Annotated in this window: 12 protein-coding genes; 4 read left to right on the top strand and 8 right to left on the bottom strand. The window is 72.9% G+C overall.

The window, feature by feature from the left end; genetic code table 11:
* The first annotated feature begins 3 nt into the window (after positions 1 to 3).
* On the top strand, positions 4 to 987 hold the full coding sequence (locus Aco04nite_RS34330; RefSeq protein ID WP_213001397.1) for a helix-turn-helix transcriptional regulator: 984 nt from the start codon (positions 4 to 6) through the stop codon (positions 985 to 987).
* A 24-nt stretch (positions 988 to 1,011) separates the two neighbouring features.
* Here Aco04nite_RS34330 and Aco04nite_RS34325 read toward each other — a convergent pair whose 3' ends face one another.
* The 3 genes from Aco04nite_RS34325 to Aco04nite_RS34315 are packed head-to-tail and all read right to left on the bottom strand — an operon-like array spanning position 1,012 to position 4,621.
* Complete coding sequence (locus tag Aco04nite_RS34325; RefSeq protein WP_213001396.1) at positions 1,012 to 2,238, bottom strand: vWA domain-containing protein; 1,227 nt, start codon at positions 2,236 to 2,238, stop codon at positions 1,012 to 1,014.
* Complete coding sequence (locus Aco04nite_RS34320) at positions 2,235 to 3,422, bottom strand: AAA family ATPase (RefSeq protein ID WP_244876494.1); 1,188 nt, start codon at positions 3,420 to 3,422, stop codon at positions 2,235 to 2,237. Before Aco04nite_RS34320 ends, Aco04nite_RS34325 begins: the two co-directional genes overlap by 4 nt.
* 8 nt (positions 3,423 to 3,430) lie before the next feature.
* Positions 3,431 to 4,621 (bottom strand): hypothetical protein, encoded by a 1,191-nt coding sequence (locus Aco04nite_RS34315; RefSeq protein WP_213001394.1) that lies wholly within the window; start codon positions 4,619 to 4,621, stop codon positions 3,431 to 3,433.
* Positions 4,622 to 4,675: 54 nt separating this feature from the next.
* Between Aco04nite_RS34315 and Aco04nite_RS34310 the strand changes: the two genes are divergently transcribed.
* The 3 genes from Aco04nite_RS34310 to Aco04nite_RS34300 all read left to right on the top strand — a co-directional run bounded on the left by Aco04nite_RS34310 (position 4,676) and on the right by Aco04nite_RS34300 (position 10,937).
* Positions 4,676 to 5,584: a DMT family transporter gene (locus Aco04nite_RS34310; RefSeq protein WP_213001393.1), complete on the top strand. Its 909-nt coding sequence runs from the start codon at positions 4,676 to 4,678 to the stop codon at positions 5,582 to 5,584.
* A gap of 242 nt (positions 5,585 to 5,826) precedes the next feature.
* Positions 5,827 to 8,916 carry a S8 family peptidase gene (locus Aco04nite_RS34305; RefSeq protein WP_213001392.1) on the top strand — a complete coding sequence of 1,030 codons (3,090 nt, stop codon included), beginning with the start codon at positions 5,827 to 5,829 and terminating at the stop codon, positions 8,914 to 8,916.
* A 236-nt stretch (positions 8,917 to 9,152) separates the two neighbouring features.
* Positions 9,153 to 10,937, top strand: coding sequence for a hypothetical protein (locus Aco04nite_RS34300; RefSeq protein WP_213001391.1), 1,785 nt, complete (start codon positions 9,153 to 9,155; stop codon positions 10,935 to 10,937).
* A 90-nt stretch (positions 10,938 to 11,027) separates the two neighbouring features.
* Here the strand turns inward: Aco04nite_RS34300 and Aco04nite_RS34295 are convergent, their stop codons facing one another.
* The 5 genes from Aco04nite_RS34295 to Aco04nite_RS34275 are packed head-to-tail and all read right to left on the bottom strand — an operon-like array spanning position 11,028 to position 18,949.
* On the bottom strand, positions 11,028 to 12,101 hold the full coding sequence (locus Aco04nite_RS34295) for a GNAT family N-acetyltransferase (protein ID WP_213001390.1): 1,074 nt from the start codon (positions 12,099 to 12,101) through the stop codon (positions 11,028 to 11,030).
* A complete protein-coding gene (locus Aco04nite_RS34290; RefSeq protein WP_213001389.1) occupies positions 12,098 to 12,940 on the bottom strand; it encodes a PIG-L deacetylase family protein in 843 nt (280 codons plus the stop codon). The genes Aco04nite_RS34295 and Aco04nite_RS34290 overlap by 4 nt, the downstream gene beginning before the upstream one ends.
* Positions 12,937 to 15,549: a glycosyltransferase gene (locus tag Aco04nite_RS34285; RefSeq protein ID WP_213001388.1), complete on the bottom strand. Its 2,613-nt coding sequence runs from the start codon at positions 15,547 to 15,549 to the stop codon at positions 12,937 to 12,939. The genes Aco04nite_RS34290 and Aco04nite_RS34285 overlap by 4 nt, the downstream gene beginning before the upstream one ends.
* Positions 15,546 to 17,846 (bottom strand): glycosyltransferase family 39 protein, encoded by a 2,301-nt coding sequence (locus tag Aco04nite_RS34280; RefSeq protein WP_213001387.1) that lies wholly within the window; start codon positions 17,844 to 17,846, stop codon positions 15,546 to 15,548. Before Aco04nite_RS34280 ends, Aco04nite_RS34285 begins: the two co-directional genes overlap by 4 nt.
* A complete protein-coding gene (locus Aco04nite_RS34275) occupies positions 17,843 to 18,949 on the bottom strand; it encodes a glycosyltransferase family 4 protein (RefSeq protein WP_213001386.1) in 1,107 nt (368 codons plus the stop codon). The genes Aco04nite_RS34280 and Aco04nite_RS34275 overlap by 4 nt, the downstream gene beginning before the upstream one ends.
* Between the last annotated feature and the right edge of the window lies 1 nt (position 18,950).

Raw genomic sequence — 18,950 nt, 5'->3', positions numbered from 1 at the left:
CGTATGGCCCGACCCACCGCCCGCGTCCTGACCCTGCTGGAGCTGCTCCAGTCGGGCGGCCTGCGCACCCTGGCCGAGCTCGCCGGGCGGCTCGGGGTCGACGAACGCACCGTCCGCCGCTACGTGGACCACCTCATCGACCTGGACGTCCCGGTGGAATCGGTGCGCGGCCGCTACGGCGGATACCGGCTCGCCCCGGGCTACCGCATGCCACCGCTGATGCTCGCCGACGACGAAGCCCTCGCCGTCCTGCTCGCCCTGACCGCCGCCCGCCGGGCCGAAGCAACTGCCGCGACCGAAACGACCGCCGCTGCTGAAACGGCCGCTGCCAAGATCCGCCGGGTGCTGCCCGCGCGGCTGGGCCGCCGCCTCGACGCCCTGCTCGAAACGATCACCTTCACCGCGACGGCCTCCGGCGGCGCACCCACCCCGGACAGCACGGTCCTGCTGACGATCGCGGACGCGATCAAGCACCACAACCCGATCTCCATCAGGTACGCCGACCGCGAAGCCCGCCGCACCACCCGCACCCTGCACCCGCACGCCCTGGTGGTCCACTCGAACCGCTGGTACGTGACGGGCGCCGATCCCGCGATGGCCGCCAACCGCACGTTCCGCCTCGACCGCATCGAGAGCGCACGGGTCCTGCCCGGCACCTTCGAACCGCCGGCGGACGTGGACCCGGCTCAGCAGTTGCTCACCGGTTTCGCCGATGCTCCGTACCGGCACGAGGTGACCCTGCGGATCCGGGCCACACCCGCCCAGATCCGCACCCGGCTGCCACCCTCGGTCGCCACCATCACCGAGACGCCCGGCACCGGCTGGGCCCACGTCGAGATCCGCGCGGAGAGCCTCGACTGGCTACCCCCGCTGCTCGCCGCCCTGGATCACCCGTTCGCCATCGACCGCCCCGCCGAACTCCGCACCCGCGTCGCCGCCCTCGCCGACCGCCTCCACCGATCCGCCCGGCGACAGCCACCCGACTGACAAAGCCGGCGAGGTGAGAGGCGGTCAGCCGATCGTGACGACCCGGGCCCATGACGGGGTGTCGACCCAGCCGTCGCCCTCGCCGTGTTCGTCGACCTCGGCGTCCTCCTTGACGGTGCGGGCGAACAAGCCGACCACCGTGCGGCACGGGGGCTGTTCGCTCGGCCAGGGGGTCTGCCCGTCGGTCAGCGCGACCACCACATCGGGACGTGGCGGCGAGGACAGGGCCTGGCTGAAGCCCTCCCTCAGGTCGGTTCCCCCACCGCCGATCAGGGGAATGCCCTCGGCCCGGCACAACGGGTACGCCACCCCGGCCGCCGCGTCGCAGCAGAGCACCCGGACCTGGCCGCGGCCGCCGCCGACCGTACGCCCGATCGCGGCCACCTCGAGCAGCGCGCTCCCCAGCTCGGTGTCGCTGACCGAACCGGACGTGTCGATGATGATCGTGACGCGGGGTGGGCTGCGGCGCAGCGCCGGGAGGATGACACCGGGCAGGGCGGAGGAACGTCGCGCCGGGCGGCCGTACGTGTAATCGCCGCCCGCGCCGGAGCCCGCAGCCGCGGCACGGACCGCGGCACCGAGCAGCGCGCGCCAGGGTTGTGGTGGATGAAAGGCGTCCTCCGCCCACCGTTTCCAGGTGTCCGGGACGTCGCCGGGGTGGCCGTTGATGCCCTGCGCGACCCGGAACCGGACGGCGTCGCGTTCCTGGTCGGTGAGCCCGTGACCGCCGTCCGGGCCGAGGTCCCACGAGCGGTCGAGGCCGTCGACGCCGCTGCCGCAGTCGAGCCAGGTCATGCCGTCGGTGTACGGGCCGAGGCGGAACCTGCCCAGGTAGTCCTCCATCAGCTTGCCCGGCGGCAGGTGGATCATCTCGGGGACGACGACGCCGGACGGGCGGGTGAGGCCGTGCCCGTACACGTCGTCGTTGATCTCGAAGTCGGCGGCGATGTTCATCCGCAGCCGTTCCGCCCGGCCGGTGAGCTCGTGTCTCTTCGCGTAGCGGTCGCTGCGGCCGTGGTGGTCGCGCAGCAGGTGGGACACCTCGTGGACCCAGACCCCGGCGAGTTCCTCCACCGGGGTCGCCGCGACGAACGCCGGGGAGACGTAGCAGCGCCAGTACCGGTCGACGGCCATGGTCGGTACGCGCTGCGACGCCACCGGCGTGAGTGCGAACAACGCCGACGCCAGGTAGGGCCGCACCCGGGTGGCGTGCAGGCGCGCGGCGTACAGCTTTCCCTCGTCGAAGCTCACCGGCCCGCACCCACGCGGTCGGCTCTGCGGGAGACGTCGATGGCGCCGGCGAGCAGTTCGATCTCCGCGGGGACGGGCCAGTCGTCCTCGCGCAGCGTGGCAAGCGTGCTCGCCGGCACCACGACCAGGTCCGGCGCCCCGGTCTCGAGGGCCAGCACGAGCAGCGCCCAGGCCGCGTCCCACCGCTCCCGCGTCGGGCGTTGCCGCACGGCCGCGACCACCGCGTCGAGCACGGACTGGCGCAGGTCACCCCGGTCCGGCAGGAGCGCGGCGGACGGGTCGGCGAGCAGCGTCTCCGGGTCGGGCAGGTCCATCCGGTCGAGGCCGGCCAGCAGTTCCAGGCCCGGGCCGTCGCCGACCACGCCGCGGACCAGCATGGACAGCACCTCGCGCGAGGTGCCGGCCGCCGTCGCGAACGCGATCAGGCGCACCGCCATCTCCCAGGTGCGCGGGGACGGCCAGGCGCCGCCCCGGCGGGTCTCGCTCTTGGGGAGTTGGTGGACGAGGGCGGGGCGGGCGGTGAGGAGCAGGGTGACCGCGCGGCGGGCGTACCCGACGGCTTGGTGAAGGTTGCCGGGGTCGAGCTGCGGCAGGGCAGCGTGCGGCCAGGTGCCGCCGAGGCCTCGGACGACCACCTCATGGTTGTACGCCCATTGCAGGTGCACGAACCGGTTGGCCAGCGGCGCGCTGAGCTCCCAGCCGTCAGCGGCGGACGCGCGGGGGTTCGCCGCGGCGACGATCCGGATCCCCGGCGGGAGTTTCAGGGCGCCGACCCGGCGTTCGAGGACGAGCCGCAGCAGCGCGGCCTGCACGGCGGGTGGTGCGGTGCTGAGCTCGTCGAGGAACAGCAGGCCACGACCCGCTCTGACAAGCTTCACCGCCCAGTCCGGAGGAGCCATGGGTACGCCGTGAGCTGCCGGATCAGCCCCGATCACGGGCAGCCCCGAGAAGTCGGTCGGCTCGTGCACGCTCGCGATGACCGTGGTCAGCGGCAGTCCGAGCGACTCGGCGAGCTGGCTGATGCCCGCGGTCTTGCCGATGCCGGGCTCGCCCCAGAGCAGCACGGGCAGGTCGGCGGCGACGGCCAGGGTGAGCGCGTCGAGCTGCGGATCGGTGTGCGGCTCGGTGTCCGTGGTGGTGAGCAGGCCGAGCAGGTCGGCGGCGACGTCGAGGGTGCTGGTCAAGTGTGTGATCACCTTTTTGTGAAGTGGCGTTGACGGGAAACACGCTGTTTGGGCGGGCAGTGACCGGCCATTCCGGCGCGGTAGAGCCCGTAGCTGACGCGGCGTTCGGCGGCGGCCTGCAGTTCGTCACGCAGGGCACCGGCACGCAGCGTCGCTTGTGGACCGAGCAGGGCCTCGATGGCGTCGAGGGCTCCGGCGGTGTCGCCGTGCACGAGGCGGCCCCGGATGTCGGCGAGGCCCGCCGGGTTGCGGTTCGCCTCGTCGATGACCCGCAGACAGGGCAGCGGGACCCCGCCGAACGCGACGAGCAGCTCCTCCCGGCGCAGCTCCACGGGGTCGTGGTCGAGCGGTGCGAGAACACCGTCGACGAGCCCGATCCGGTGTACGGCCCCACGGCAGTCGACCTGTCGCTCGGACGGGGCAGCGTTCGGGGGCGGGGCGGGCGCGCCGGTCCCTGGTGCCAGGGCTGCGGCGACCAGCGGGTGCAGGTGGGCGGCGTCGATCAGGCCGGCGCGCAGGAGCAGCACGTCGGGGGGTGTGGCGGTGGCCGCGTCCGGGAGCAGAAGGTCGCCCGGTCGTGGTCTGGCCACCACTGTCTCGCCGTCCGGGGTCAGGGCCAGATAGCGGCGGGTGCGCTGCCGGACCAGGACGGGGGCGTCCGGGCGGTTGTCGGCGTGGCGCAGCAGAGCTGCCTCGTAGGCCCGGTCCTGCACGGAGCGTTCCCGCAGCTCCGCCGTGCGGCGGGCATCCCAGAGATGGCGGTGCAGGTCGAGGCGGAAGCGCCGGTCGGGATGCGGGCCGCCGCTCCACAGCGCGAGGGAGATCCGCTGGCCGCTGTCCGCCCAGGCCGGCGCGGTCCGGGCGACCAGGTGCTCCGCGCCGTACCGGGCCAGGCTCAGGGTCAGGCCCGGGCGCAGCAGGCCGTCCGGGGCGACCCGGGGCAGGTGCCAGCGCAGCAGGTCGGGGGCGAGGTGGCGCAGGTCGTCACGGACCCGGCCGGTGAATTCGAGACCATGGGTGCGCGCGAGACCCCGCAGGTCGATGTCGACATCGAACCGCGCGGCGGCACAGGCACCGGCCCAGTCACCCGCGAGACGCCGGATGGTGGCCGTATGGATCATGGGGGGCGGCACGGCGAACTCGCGCACGCGCTGCCAGACAGGAAGACGAGAGTCGCCGTTCACGGCGTGGGAGCGCATCAGCACTCACACTTCGCGGACGGGACCTCCAATCCGTACCAGGAGGTATTCATCGTGGGCAGCGTACAACGGCCCCGCCCGGTTGTCAGTGACCGGACCCGGTTGTTCGCGCGGTCGGGGGCGCTGATCCTGCTGCTGGGCGCGACGTGGCTGGTCGTGGGCGTGTCGCTGCGGGATGCGAGCACGGCGGCCGTCGCCGCGGGGCGGACCGGGTTCACCGTGGTGGGGCTCGCGGCGCTGACGTGGCGGGCGGCGCCGGTGGGGACGCCGGCGCTCCGGGCGTACCGATGGTGGCAGATCGTGATCCTCGCCGGCACCGGCGTGACCGCCTACACGGTCTTCTCCACCGTCGCGATCGCGCTGGCCGGGCCCGCCCTGCCGAGTTTGGTGCTCTGCCTCGCGCCGGCCGTGGTCCTGGTCGCCGAGAGTGTGCTCGCCCGGTCCCGGCCGCCGCTGCTGACCATCGCGGGCACCGCCGTGGCCGTGGCCGGGGCAGCCGGCTACGTGGTCCCCCGGCTGGCCGGGACGTTCGGGCGCGACGTCACCCTCGGGACGGTGTGTGCCGTGGCGGCGATGCTGTCGATCGCGTTCTACGGTCTGTTCTTCGCCCGGATCAATCGCGGATATCACGGTGCGATGGCGCCGCGGATTCTGCCGATCTTCGCGGCCGGGAGCATTCCGCTGATCGCGTGGGCGGTGCTGGAAGGGGCGGCCGTCAGTCTGGCCGCCGTGGGTCTACTGGCCATTCTGGGCATTGTCATCTATGTCCCCGCTTATCTGCTCCAGCATCGCATTCTGGTCACCGCGGGCGCGTCCTATTCGGCCCTGCTCGGGCTGGGGGTCCCGCCGCTGGTCGGGGCGGGTTCCGCCCTGGTCCACCTCGGAGCGACGCCCACGCCGGTGCAGGCCGGGGCCACTGTGGTCACCCTCGCCGGGATGGCGCTGGTGATCAGCCGTAAATGACGGCGCAACATATGCACAATTCACCATTTCAAGATCATCCACTCGGCCAGCCCCGGGTCGGCCATTCGGCTATTCAGTCCCGGCTCGTCGGCGTGTGAAGCTTCTGGGGCCCGGCGGACGTCCATCGTGGTCGATGGGCCTGATCAATCGGGTCCGTTATGCACATTCCGACCGGCCCGGCAGCCCGAGGGCGGCGAACCTGCCGACGGTGCCCGGCCGGTTACGGCAAGGAGGCAGCCGCAGTGAGGTTGATTCGATCGCAGCTCACCCGGGCGGCGGGCGTGGGCCTGTTGATAACCGCCCTGGGCGTGGTGAGCACCTCGACGGGCGCGTTCGCCGCGCCGGGCGACCGGCCGGGCTTCGAGCCGGTCCCGGCCGGGTCGAAGGTGACCGGGGTGCCGCTGGCCCTGAAGAACAAGCCGGTCACCGTGATGGTGCAGCTCAGCGGGGACCCGGTCGCGGTGACCGATGCCGCCGCCGCGACACCGCTGACCACGACGCAGAAGAAGCAGCGGCGTGACCAGCTCGGCAAGGAGCAGGCGCCGGTCGTGCAGAAGGTGCGCGGACTCGGTGGCACGGTGCTCGGCACCTACCAGCACGCGTACAACGGTGTGAAGGTGCGGATCAACGCGAACGAGCTCGACACGCTCGCCGCCGCACCCGACGTCGTCGGCGTGCACGCGGTGCAGACGGTCAAACCGGACAACACCAACGGCGTGCCGCTGATCGGTGCCCCGCAGGCGTGGAGCGCGCCCGACAAGTACCGCGGCGAGGGTGTCAAGGTCGCGATCATCGACACCGGCATCGACTACACGCACGCCGACTTCGGCGGGCCGGGCACGGTGGCGGCGTACGACAAGGCCCACGCCACGGAGACGCAGGCCGCCGACCCCGCGCTGTTCGGCCCGAAGGCGGCGAAGGTCAAGGGCGGCATCGACCTGGTCGGTGACACCTACGACGCCGACCCGGCCAGCGCCAACTACCAGCCGGTGCCGGTCCCCGACGCGAACCCGCTCGACTGCAACGGGCACGGCTCGCACGTCGCGGGCACCACCGCCGGGTACGGCGTGCTCAGCAACGGCAAGACGTACAAGGGCACCTACGACACGAAGACCGTCGGGGCGAACTCCTGGACCGTCGGTCCCGGCGCGGCTCCCAAGGCCGACCTGTACGCCGTCCGCGTCTTCGGCTGCACCGGCTCGACGGACATGGTCGTCGACGCCATCGAGTGGGCCGTCGCGAACGACATGGACGTCATCAACATGTCGCTCGGCTCGTCGTTCGGCTCCGCGGACTCCCCCGACGCCGTCGCGGCCGAGAACGCCGCGAAGGACGGCGTGATCGTGGTCGCGTCGGCCGGCAACTCGGGGCACAACCCGTACATCGTGGGCAGCCCGTCCACCGCGACCGGCGTGATCAGCGTCGCGGCGAACGACCCGGTCCCGTCGTTCCCCGGTGCGAGCCTGGCCCTGGGCACCGGCACCACGCTGGACGCCATCAACGCGAACGGCGCGACCTTCGCCGACGGCCTGACCCTGCCGGTCAAGGTGCTCGGCAACGGTGCCGGCGGTATCGCGCTGGGGTGCAGCGTGGCCGAGTTCGATCAGCCCGGTGTCGCCGGGGCGCTCGTCGTCGTCGCCCGTGGCACCTGCGCCCGGGTCGCGAAGGCCGTCTACGGTCAGGAGGCCGGTGCCGCCGCGGTCCTGATGGTGAACTCCGACGCCTCCTACCCGCCGTTCGAGGGCGCGATCACCAGCAACGCCGACACCGGTGAGCCCGCGAACGTCACCATCCCGTTCCTGGGTGTGCCGAACACCGCCGCCGCCGCGCTGGTGGCCGCCGACGGCTCCACGACCACGCTCACCAACAAGAACCTGAGCAACCCGAACTACCTGGGCTTCGCGAGCTTCACCTCGGGCGGGGCGCGGACCGGCGACAGCTGGCTCAAGCCGGACGTCACGGCGCCGGGCGTCAGCATCGTCTCGGCCGGCTCGGGCACGGGCAACGGCCCGGCCACGGAGTCCGGCACCTCGATGGCCGCACCCCACACCGCCGGCGAGGCCGCACTGGTCAAGCAGGCCCACCCGGACTGGAGGAAGTCCGAGTACTGGAAGGCGGCGATCGTCAACACCGCCGACCCGGCGAAGGTCACCGGGTACAGCACCCGGCTGGGCGGCTCCGGCCTGATCCAGGTGCCGGGCGCGGTCGACACCCAGGTCGTGGCGCTCGGTGACAGCGGCACCGCGACCCTGAACTACGGGTTCGCCGAGCTGGGCGCCGACTACAGCAGGAACAAGCTCGTCAAGGTGAAGAACTTCGGCCGGACCGCGGCCACCTTCACCGTCTCCGTGGCCCGGGCGGCCGGCAGCCCGCACAAGGTCAAGCTGCAGAAGACCCGGGTGACGGTCCCCGCGCGGGGCACCGCGGCGGTCGCGGTCACCCTCGAGGTGCCGGCGGCCACCGCCGGGGACTCCAGCGCGTTCCAGGACGTCGCCGGGCTCGTCACGTTCACGCCGGTGGGCAGGAGCAACTCCGGTGTCGCACTGCGGGTGCCGTACTACCTCGTGCCGCAGGCGGTCTCGAACGTGCACACCGACCTGAACACGGCCGCGCTGCGGGCCAAGGGCACGGCCACCGCGACGGTCACCAACCGCCGTGGCGCCACCACCGGCACCGCCGACTTCTACGCGTGGGGCCTGTCCGACCCGGACGAGGGTCAGGGCTCGACCGACCTGAAGGCCGTCGGCGTGCAGAGCCTGCTCGCGGATGACGCGATCCAGTTCGCCGTCAGCACCCACGACCGCTGGTCCAACGCGGCGAGCAACGAGTTCGACATCTACGTCGACGTCAACGCCGACAAGGTCGACGACTACGTGGTCGTCGCGCAGGACTACGGCGCGCTGACCACCGGTGACGTCACCGGCGAGCTGGTCACGGCCGTGTTCGACCTGCGGACGGGCGGCGCCACGCTCGAGTTCTTCGCCGACGCGCCGACCGACAGCAGCACGCTGGCGCTCCCGGTGCTGATCTCACAGCTGTGCCAGGAGGGCTCGCCGTGCCTCTCGGCGGCCAGCCCGCGGATCACGTACCACGCGGCCAGCTTCGGCCTGGTGGACCCGACCAGCGACACCATCGCCGGAACGGCCACCTACAACGTGTTCACCCCGGCGATCAGCACGGGCGCCTTCGCCGAGGTGGCACCGAACAAGACGGTCACCGAGACCATCACGCTGAACCGGGCCGAGTTCCTGCGCAACCCGCCCCAGGGCCTGCTCGTCGTCAGCCACGACAACAGGAGCCGCGACGAGGCCCAGCTGATCAAGATCGGCTAACGCCTCCGGCCCTTACGGAAAAGGGAGCCTCCGCCACCCGGCGGGGGCTCCCTTTTGCATGCCCGCAAACGCCGGGAATCCGGCAACTTGCGTGCACCTCAACTCCACCGAAGCGGAACTCGCTGCCTCTGCCGGCAGGGCGAAGAGACATGTGTACGCCGATGGAGCACCGATCGCAGCCGCGGTCCTTGCCGGTCTTCCGGCCCTTCGGGTCGCCCCTAGTAGAGGAGCAACCAATGAAGCCGCTGTCCACCGTTTCGACGTTCGTAGGTGTCGCAGTCACCGCCCTCACCGCCGGTATCGCGACCGGGATCACCCCGGCGCAGGCCGCCGCGACCACGACCGCCTACGACGCCGCCGTGCTGGCCGACAGCCCCAAGGGCTACTGGCCGATGGACGAGACCACCGGCAAGATCAAGGATCTGACGGGTACGCACGCCGCGCCGAGCATCTCCACGGCGCTGCTGGGCACGAAGGGCGCCGTCGGCAACGCCGCCTCGTTCGACGGGATCGGCCAGCAGATCCGGGTGCCGTACGCCGCCTCGATGCGCGCCGCGTCCTCGTTCACCGCCGAGGTGTGGGCCAAGCTGCCCGCCACGCCGCAGACCACGGGCTGGCCGACCATCTTCAGCCGCGGCCAGGTCACCACCGGTCACTTCGGCACCGCGATGTGGGTCTCGTCCGACAGCGCCCACACTGTGCACTTCAAGCGCAACGGCATCGACATCGGCACCACCCGCGGCCTCAACTCCAGCAACTACAGCCACCTGGTCTTCACGTTCAACGGCACGGACAAGCGCTGGAACTGGTACGTCGACGGCACCCTGGACAAGACCGGTACGACCGCCGGGCTGGCCGGCACCGACGCCGAGAGCCTGCCGCTGGAGATCGGCGCGATGCTGAACTCCGCGAACGGCAACCCGGTCAACCCCGGCAAGCTGCTCGTCGACGGTCTCGCGATGTACCCGAAGGTGCTGACCGCCGCCCGCGTCTCCGCCCACTACACCGCCGCCAAGGGCGCGGTCGCCCCTCCCGCCTCCACCGTCACGCCGCCCCCGGCCACCACTCCGGCCGGCAAGCACATCGGTGGTGTCGCGCTCGGCGCCGGCATGCCGTGGAACGACCGCCGCGCCGCCGACTTCCAGGCCGTCAGCGCAGCGAACGCGACCTACATCCGCAGCGACCTCGGCTGGCAGTACCTCGAGCCGATCAAGGGCGACTGGCGCTGGGACACGTTCGACCGGGTGATCACCGACGCGCGTGCCAACAACCTGCGCTACCTGGCCATCCTGCACACCGTGCCGGGCTGGGCGAACGGCAACGCGGGCGACTACGGCCCCGCCGCCGACACCGCGCTGCTGAACAACTACTGCTACCAGACCGCCAAGCACTACATCCCCATGGGCGTCATGGACTACGAGGTCGGCAACGAGATCAACCTGCCGCACCCGGGGCTGTCGACGCCGAACGGCGCCGCGTACGCCCGTACCACCCTGATCCCGTGTGTCGCCGGTGTCCGTAAGGCCGCGAGCGAGCTCGGCACCAAGGCGAACATCGTGTTCGGCGCGCTCGCCCCGACCGACTGGACCGGCGGCGCCGACCCGTTCACCTACCTCAGCGACGCGTACGCGAACGGCGCCAAGGGCCTGCTCGACGCGGTCGGCTGGCACCCGTACACCGGTAGCTACACCCCGGCCGGCAGCTCGCACATGAACCAGGACTCGCAGAAGCTCTACGACATCATGTCCGCCAACGGCGACGCCGCCGACAAGCTCTGGGCGACCGAGTACGGCCTGCCCACCGGTGGCTCGAACTCGTTCACCGAGGCCCGCCAGGCGAGCGACCTGACCGAGGCGTACGACGTCTGGTACGCCAAGCCGTTCGCCGGCCCGATGTTCTACTACTCCGCCCGTGACACCGGCACCTCGGCCACGGACCGCGAGCAGCACTTCGGCGTCCTGCGCTTCGACGGCAGCGCGAAGCCGGCGTACGCGGCCCTGAAGGCGGCCATGGTCCGCTGATGACCTCACCCACCCCCCGATGACTGCGGCGGTACGCGATCCCTGCGTACCGCCGCAGTCCGTTTGTGCGCCAAAAACCCCTCTCGTACGTCAGAAGCCCAGGCGGGCGGCGAACCGCGTCACGGCCGGGATGCGCCGCAGGCTCGCGCGGCCCGCCTGGGAGATCAGGCCCGCGACGGCGAACCCGTGTCCGAGGCCGAAGTGCGGGCGCAGCAACGTCATCCGCTGGTTGCGCCGCGCCAGGGGCTGCCAGCGCAGCTTGCCGGACTCCTCACCGCGTAGCAGCGAGAGCTTCGCCGTGCCGTGCTCGCGGCCCAGCCGCAACCCCGAGTCGATCAGCAGCGCGCTGATGTCGACCTGTTTGCGCAGCGACGGGTCGGCGCCGTAGAGATAGCCGGCGACCGTCCCGGCGGTGTAGAGCGTCAGCGACACCGCGGCGGGCACACCGTCCAGAGTGTGCCGGGTGAGCCGGGCCCGGCCCTGCGGCGCCAGGTTCTGCACCGCGGTCGTGAGGTGCCGGCGGAACGTCTCCGTGCCGTGCAATGCGTTGCCGCCCCGGCCGTCCCACTCGCGGGTGTGCAGATCGAGCAGCTCGCCGACGCCGGCCGCCAGGCTCTCCGGATCGGCGGGGACGGCCTCGTGGCGCAGGTCGAGCCGGTCGTTGCGGCGCAGGTGCCGGCGCTGCTTGGCGGGCAGGCCGGCCAGCACCACCTCGGTCGCGCCGACCGGCAGCTCCAGGCAGACGCTGGCCGGGCGCGCGAACGCCTGCCCCGGCCAGCCGTTCAGCAGCCGCCAGACCTGCGCACCGGGCGGGGCCTCGGGCAGCTCGATGACATCCCAGCCGGGCAGCGCGAGCAGCGACGCCGCCAGCTCCTCCCCCGCGTCCGGGACGTCGTCGTCGAGCAGGACGTCGCTGAAGTCGGTGAGCTCGGCGGCGAGCGGGATCAGGGTGCGGACCCCGCGGCGGCGCTGCACCCGCAGGGCGGCGGCGGCCACCAGGCGCCCGGCCCCGTCGTGCACGCACACGATGCGGACGTCGGCGGGGTTGAACGTACGCCAGTACGCGCTGAGCCAGCCGTGCGCCAGGAAAGGGGTGGCCGGCGCCGACTTCGCGTACAGCGTCTCCCACTGCGGACCCAGCTTCTCGAACTCCTCGAGGGTCATCGCACCGGCTCCGGGCGGGCGACGGCCAGGAAGATCTCCGACGGCTGCAGGAACAGCGACACCGCGTCGGCCGGCAGGTAGCTCCATGACGCCTCCCCCGTGAAGTTGGTCGTCTGACTCGCGTACGCCTCGATCGCCGCCCGTTTGGCGCCGAGATGATCGCCGGCCGGGATCTCCACCCAGCCGGTGGTGAACAGCTGACGCAGCGCCCAGGTGAGCCGGCGGGTCCGCAGCCGCCCGGCCGCCAGGAACCAGGGCCCGCTGGTCCAGGCCCAGATCGGGTACGCCAGCACCTGCGGCGGTTCCTGCGCCGGCACCGGATACCGCAGGGCCAGGCTCAGCGCCTCGTGCAGCGCCTCGTGGTCGGGGTGCGAGTCCTGCCGGCAGGTGACGAAGACGGTGTCCGGCCGCCGGTCGGCGAGCAGCGCGGCGAGCTCGGCGGCGACCTCGGGCAGGCAGTCGCTGAGCGTCCCGTCCTCGCGGCCGAGCTGGACGACGTTCTGCTCGGCGACCCCGAGCGCGCGGCACGCCGTCCGTAGTTCGCCGCTGCGCACCCGGGCCAGCGGCTCCGGAGCGAGCACCTGCGACCGGCTGCTGTGCCGCCCGTCGGTGGCGATCACGACGGTGACCTGGTCACCGGCGGCGCGGGCCCGGGCGATGACGGCGCCGCAGCCCAGCGTCTCGTCGTCCGGGTGCGGCGCGAGCACCATGATCCGCCGGCCGGTCACCAGTGCCGTGGCGTCCACCGCGCGGTGCCGCAGCGCCCGGCGCCACCACGACGAGGTGGAGGCGTGCACGGGACGGCCGACCGCGCGGACCGCCTGGCTGAAACCTGTCACGAGATCGAAGTCCTTTCCGCCGGCCGGGGCACGGCAGGCTGAGTGGTCAGGGTGTTGTCCGCGACGGGCACGGCACGCAGCTCCACGGCGATGATCCGCAGGTAGCCGAGGGTGAGCACGATCTCGCCGGTGAGCAGTGCGGCGCCGATCCAGACCAGGCCCTGCCCGGCGAGCAGGTACGCGCCGATCAGGGAGACGGCGTACGCCGCGGCGGACAACTGGCACAGCAGTTTCGTACGACCGGCGACCAGCAGCAGCGTGCTGCCGATGAAACCGACCGAGCTCAGCGCGAGGGTGAGGGCGAGCAGGATCAGCACCGGGTACGCCGGGACGTAGTCCGGTCCGAAGAGCCGCAGCAGGGGCTTTCCCGCGAGGATGATCACGGCGAGCACCGGGACCTGCAGCACGGTGGTGACCGTGACGACGCGGGACAGGTGCGCGCGCAGGCTCCCCCGGTCGTGGGACACCTCGGCGAAGAAGCTGCGCGCCGTCGCCTGGGGCACGAAGACGAGCACCCCGGCGATCAGCGACGCGATGTAGTACTCCGCCGCCGGTCCGGGCCCGATCCGGTGGGCGACCATGACCGGCATCAGCAGGCTCGGCGTCATCAGGATCGCGGTCGCCATGTAGTTGGCGGCGGAGTAACGCCACATGGCCCGCAGCCGCTCGGCGCCGAGCGCGACGCGGGCGCTGAGGCCGAGGCGGTGCGCGGCGGCGAAGTACAGCGGCAGAGCGATCGCCGGTGCCAGCCAGTACGCGCCGAAGATGCCGAACGCCGCGGAACCCGCCAGCAGCAGCGGCAGGCCGAGCCGGAGGATCACCACGAGCACGTTGCGGACCAGCACGTAATCGCTGCGGCGCAGGGCTACGAACACATTGTCATAACAGAGGCCGACGGCTCCGGTGACGCAGAGCACGACGAAGGCCAGCGACCGGCCGGGATGCTCGACGCCGACCAGACCCGGTGCCAGCGACGGCAGGGCGACCACGAAGACGAGCGCCCCCAGCAGCGCGGCGATGGCCACGACGGTCAGGGCGGTGTTGACGGTGCGGGCCCGGTCGGACCACTCCCCCAGATAACGGATCAGGGAGTTGTTCAGCCCGAGCAGCGCCAGGTTGACCACCAGTGTGGACGCCGAGATCAGCGCGCTGGCCCGGCCCACCTCGGGGGTGGTGAGCAGGTGGGTCACGACCCGCCAGAACAGGAACCCGCCGCCGGCCAGGACCACCGTGGACAGCAGCAGCAGCGCCGAGTTGCGCAGCAGGCTGTCGGCCACGGTCTCCCGCACGAGACCGGCGAGGCGTGCGGCCGGGCCCCGGCCCGGGGCGAGGGCACGATGGGCGCCGGCCGGGCGGCGCTGCGCGTGGTGCGCGGCGATGGCGTCGCCGTAGGACTCGTGCACCGTGGCCAGATGCCGGTCGAGGGTCAGCCCGGCGTGCAGCGCGCGGGCGCCCCGGCCGAGCAGCCGGCGCCGGGGCTCGTCGTCGAGCAGGTCGCTGACGGCCGCGGCGAGCGCGGCGGCGTCGCCCGGCGGGACGAGGGCGCCGGTCTCGCCCACGCGTACCAGATCGGGCAGGCCGCCGACCGCGGACGCGACGACGGGGGTGCCGACGGCGAAGGCCTCCAGCGCGGTCAGCCCGAACGCCTCCGGCCACACCGACGGGACCAGCACGACATCCGCCTCGGCGTAGCGGCGTTGCAGCTCCCCGGGGGCGAGCCAGCCGGTGAGTTCGACGTGGGCGGCGAGGTCGTGGTCGCGTACGTAGTCCGTGAGGGTCTGTTCCATCGGGCCGGAACCCGAGATGGTCAGCCGGGCGTCGGGGTGCCGGACCAGGATCGCGGGCATCGCGGCCAGGGCCACCTGCGGTCCCTTGAACTGCTCCAGGCGGCCGGCGAAGAGCAGGCGCGGATGGTGCGGTGCGGTCTGCTCCGGGACGACGTTCGGGTGCGCCGGCGTGTACCCGTTGGGCACCACCCGGGTGCGGCCGAGGTCACGGCTGGCCAGGGTGGCGAGGTAGCGGCTCGGGGCCAGGACGACGTCGACGACGCGCAGGCCCCGGCGCCAGGCCCGGCCCGCCAGCAGCGCCGTGGCGAGGGCGACGAGGCGGCCGCGTACGGTCAGCCGTGGCTCGCCGTCCGCGGTCCGGCGGTAACAGGAGTCCGGCATGCAGAACCGCTCGGTCCCGCGGACGTAGATCTCGGCGCCGTGCACGGTCAGCACCGTCGGGGTCGCCGCGAGCACGGGCAGCGCCGCCGGGGAGAGCAGTCCCACGGTGTGCAGGTGCACGACATCGGGCTGGAATTCCAGCACCTGCTCGGCCAGGGCCGCGCCGGCCGCGGGATTGTCCAGCTGGCCGCGCAGCCGGGCGGTCCAGTGCGCGTCGCGGCCGGCCTGCGCCCAGGCGGCGTCGTTGAACCGGGTGCCGCTGCCCGGCAGGTCGCTGGAGAGCACCCGCACCTCGTGGCCGGCGGCGCGCTGCGCGGTGGCCGTGTCGCTCAGCAGCCGCTCGGCGCCACCGCACGTGGTGCCCATGTTGACGACGTGCAGGATGCGCAGGGAGGTCGCCGGCTGCGCGGTGGCGGGCGGGCGCCCGACATCGAGGCTCACGGTGTGATCACCGGGCCGTAGACGCGGTACACGGGGGTCTGGCGGACCAGTGGGCGTCCGGCGGAGACGCACCTGATCGGGAACGTGTAGCGCAGGACCCGCTCGCCGACGACGGCCGCGGCGACGGCGCGGTCCGGGTCGGCGCCGACGCGCAGGCCGACGTACGCCTCGGCGGGGGTCGTGCCCGGTGCGAGGCCCTCCTGCGGATAGAGATGCGTCATGCTGCGCAGGTTGGCCGTGTCCCGGCTGTCGGTGACCAGCCAGGTGTCCGGTGCGAGATGCCTGCCGATCCAGGCGGCCTCCCGCAGGTCGCCGTCGTCGGCGTAGTAGGCGCGGTAATAGGGTCCGGCGTTGTTGAGATTGAGCTGCGGCACGTATCCCCCGACGAGTTGCGGAATGAGCCCGCTGATGGTGAGCAGGCAGGCGACCGAGGTGGCCGCGGCGAGCGCCGCGGTCACCCGGTGGGCGCGGTGGGTGCCCGTGACCCGCCCGAGCAGCAGGCGCGCCGCGACGGCGGGCCCGAGCAGCACGAGCGGGGCGAGCAGGACCAGGAACTGCTGGTAGAGCCGCAGCAGCCCGTAACTGTCGGTCAGCTGCGGTGCGACGACCGACATGGCGAGCAGGACCAGGCCGGCGGCGGTCAGCTGGGCGAGGGCCTCGGTGCCCGTACGCCGCCGGCGCCACCACAGCAGCGCGCAGCCGAGCACGGCGCCACCCTCGAAGAGCAGCACCGCGGCGCCGCGGGAGGTGGCGTTGAGCTGCTCCGGGGTGACCCCGGCGCGCGCGATCGCCGCCCCGGCATCGGTCGGCGGCAGGTGGTCACCCGGGATCAGCACGGGGGTGCAGGCGGCGGCGACCGGCGGGGCGTCCGGCACGTTCGCGCGGATCGCGGTCACGTAGCGGGCCAGCGCCTCGGCGTCGCTGACCGGTTTCTCCCCGCCGATCAGGCTGTACCGGGCGGCGTCGGCGCTGACCGTGGCCCGGTCCACGACCGCGGCCGCCGCCGTGTAGAGACCGGTGCCGAATGTGGAGGCGCTGTTGGAGGCGACGGCCCAGGAGACCGCGAGCACGACGAGGACCAGAGCCGGCCGGCCGAACCGGGTGGTGCCCCGCTTGCGCAGCCGGCGCAGCGCCCAGGCGATCAGCAGCACCGTCGCGGCGACGTAGGTGCTGGTGTAGTGCGAGACGGTCAGCCCGGTCGCGGCGATGACGACGAGCGCCTGGCGCTGCCGGCGCGGGGCGTGCGCGTCGAGCAGGGCCCCGGTCAGCACCACGAAGAAGATCAGCGCGATCTCCTGGCGGTTGAGCATCGGCATGTCGTTGACGAAGCCCGGGAACGCGATGAACAGCCCGGCCGCGGCCACCGCCCACCCGCCGGGGAAGCGCCGCCGGGCCAGCAGGTAGACGCCGACCGGCACGAGCGCGAAGAGCACCTGGAAGCAGACCCGGAAGACGTCGACGGCGGCGAGCCCGAGCAGCCGGGTCAGGAACGCCGGCAGCACCGTGATGCTCAGGCAGGAGTTGTAGCCGACGAACGTGCCGCCGGGATACCAGGACCCGCCGTCGAGGGTGTCCAGCAGCACCCGGTACTCGATCTTGATGTCGTGCCCGGTCACGCCGATGCCGCGCAGCGAGGTGGCCAGCAGCACGGCGAGCGCGACGAGGTAGACGCCGCCGGCGGCGACACCGGTGTTGCGGCGGCGGCCCGCGGCGATCGCGGCGGCCAGCGCGCAGGCCGCCACCGCGAGACCGGCAGCCGTCAGCGCCGGGGAGCCGCCCGCGTTGAGGTGGTGCGCGCCCGTGACCACGAGCACCACCGCGGCGACGCCGAGCGCTGTCGTGATCGTCGCGGCTGCTGTGGGGCGTACCCACGGCTGGGTGTTCTCGGTAGTGGGGCCTTTTGTCAGGAGATCGGCGAGCGCGAGGGCGGCGATCAGCAGGTCCAGCGCGACGAGGGCGCCGACGGGGTTGATCTCCAGGCCGGGCAGGACGCCGAGCCCACCGGCGATCACGAACAGCCCGGCCAGCGACAGTGCCACCGCGTGCAGCAGCCAGTCCGCGCCGCGGCGGTGGGTGTTGCGCAGCAGCCGCAGGACGAGCGCGCCCGGCACCACGCACGCCACCGGCAGGCCGACCACCGCGCGCAGCGGCGCGAGGACCCCGGCGAGGACGATCGCGTTCAGCAGCAGCAGGGCCAGGATCGCCGCGACGGTGAGCCGCCGGTCGCGGACGGGCCGGCGGGCCGGCGAGGCGGGGGGCGCGACGGGCAGATCGGGGAGGTAGTTCAGCACTGTCATCGGCGCTCCGCCGTGATCTGTGCGTAGACGGCGTCGACCCGGGCTGCCACCTCGGTCCAGCCGTACCCGGCGGCGCGCCTCCGGGCCGCGTGCGACAACCGTTCCCGGCGGGCCGGATCGGCGAGCAGGTCGAGCAGGACGGCGGCCAGCTTCCCGGGGGTGAGCGGAGCCACCGCGACCACCGCGTCACCACCGGCTTCGAGCAGCTCCGGCAGCGCGGAGCAGACCACCGGTGCGCCGGCGGCCATCGCCTCGAGCAGCACCAGCGGCAGCCCCTCATGGGTCGACGGCATCAGCACCACGGTCGCCCGCTGATAGAGCGGGGAGAGCTCGTCCGGGCTCAGCCGCCCCTCGAAGCGGACGTTGGCCAGCCCCAGCGCCGCGACCCGGCGCTCGAGCACCTCCCGCAGCTCCCCGTCGCCGGCGATGCGCAGGCACACGTCCGGCGGGAGCGCCGCCATCACCTCGACGAGCAGCCCGACGTTCTTCTGCGCGGTCAGCCGCCCGACGAACAGCAGCTCGCGCTCCGCCCGGCGCTGCGGTGCCACCGGGGCGAACACGTCGATGTCCACGCCGTTGGGCACCACCACGACCCGCTCCGGACGCAGCCCGAACGTCGTGATCGCCACCTGGCGCATCGCCTCGGTCAGGCAGATGACGCGGGCGGCGTGGCGCAGAAACCCGGCGTAGAGGACCCGCTGGTACACCGGCAGCAGCAGGGCCCCGGCGCGGCTCGACGCCCGGACCATGAGATGCAGGTGCACGACGTACGGGATCCCGCGCAGCCACGACGCGAGCCGCACGATCTCCGGCGTCATCGCCAGCCCGGCGTGCACGTGCACGATGTCGGGCCGGGGCCGGTGGCGGATCAGCCGGCTCAGCAGCCGCGGGGTGACCGGCGTGTTCCCGAGGCTGCGGGCGCCGTCGCGGACGACCCGCAACCGGCCGTGCTGCTCCCGCCGGGGCGCACCGGCGGCGCCGACCCGTGACGCGTAGACGGTGACGTCGTGCCGGTGCGCCTGCATCCCGGCGAGCTGCTGGGCGACGAGTTCCTCGCCGCCGAGGTGCGGGGGGTAGAACGTGGCGACCTGGAGGATCTCCATC

This window comes from Winogradskya consettensis, assembly GCF_018332715.1.
GTDB classification, from domain to species: domain Bacteria; phylum Actinomycetota; class Actinomycetes; order Mycobacteriales; family Micromonosporaceae; genus Actinoplanes; species Actinoplanes consettensis.
The sequence above is the reverse complement of the archived record's forward strand: the minus strand, read 5'-3'. Positions and strand labels throughout refer to the sequence as shown.

Bases quoted from the DNA above. Each gene is read 5' to 3' on its own strand.
- Aco04nite_RS34330 (WP_213001397.1), top strand. From the start codon at position 4: ATGGCCCGACCCACCGCCCGCGTCCTGACCCTGCTGGAGCTGCTCCAG.
- Aco04nite_RS34295 (WP_213001390.1), bottom strand. From the start codon at position 12,101: ATGACCCTCGAGGAGTTCGAGAAGCTGGGTCCGCAGTGGGAGACGCTG.
- Aco04nite_RS34280 (WP_213001387.1), bottom strand. From the start codon at position 17,846: ATGACAGTGCTGAACTACCTCCCCGATCTGCCCGTCGCGCCCCCCGCC.
- Aco04nite_RS34315 (WP_213001394.1), bottom strand. From the start codon at position 4,621: ATGCGCTCCCACGCCGTGAACGGCGACTCTCGTCTTCCTGTCTGGCAG.
- Aco04nite_RS34300 (WP_213001391.1), top strand. From the start codon at position 9,153: ATGAAGCCGCTGTCCACCGTTTCGACGTTCGTAGGTGTCGCAGTCACC.
- Aco04nite_RS34275 (WP_213001386.1), bottom strand. From the start codon at position 18,949: ATGGAGATCCTCCAGGTCGCCACGTTCTACCCCCCGCACCTCGGCGGC.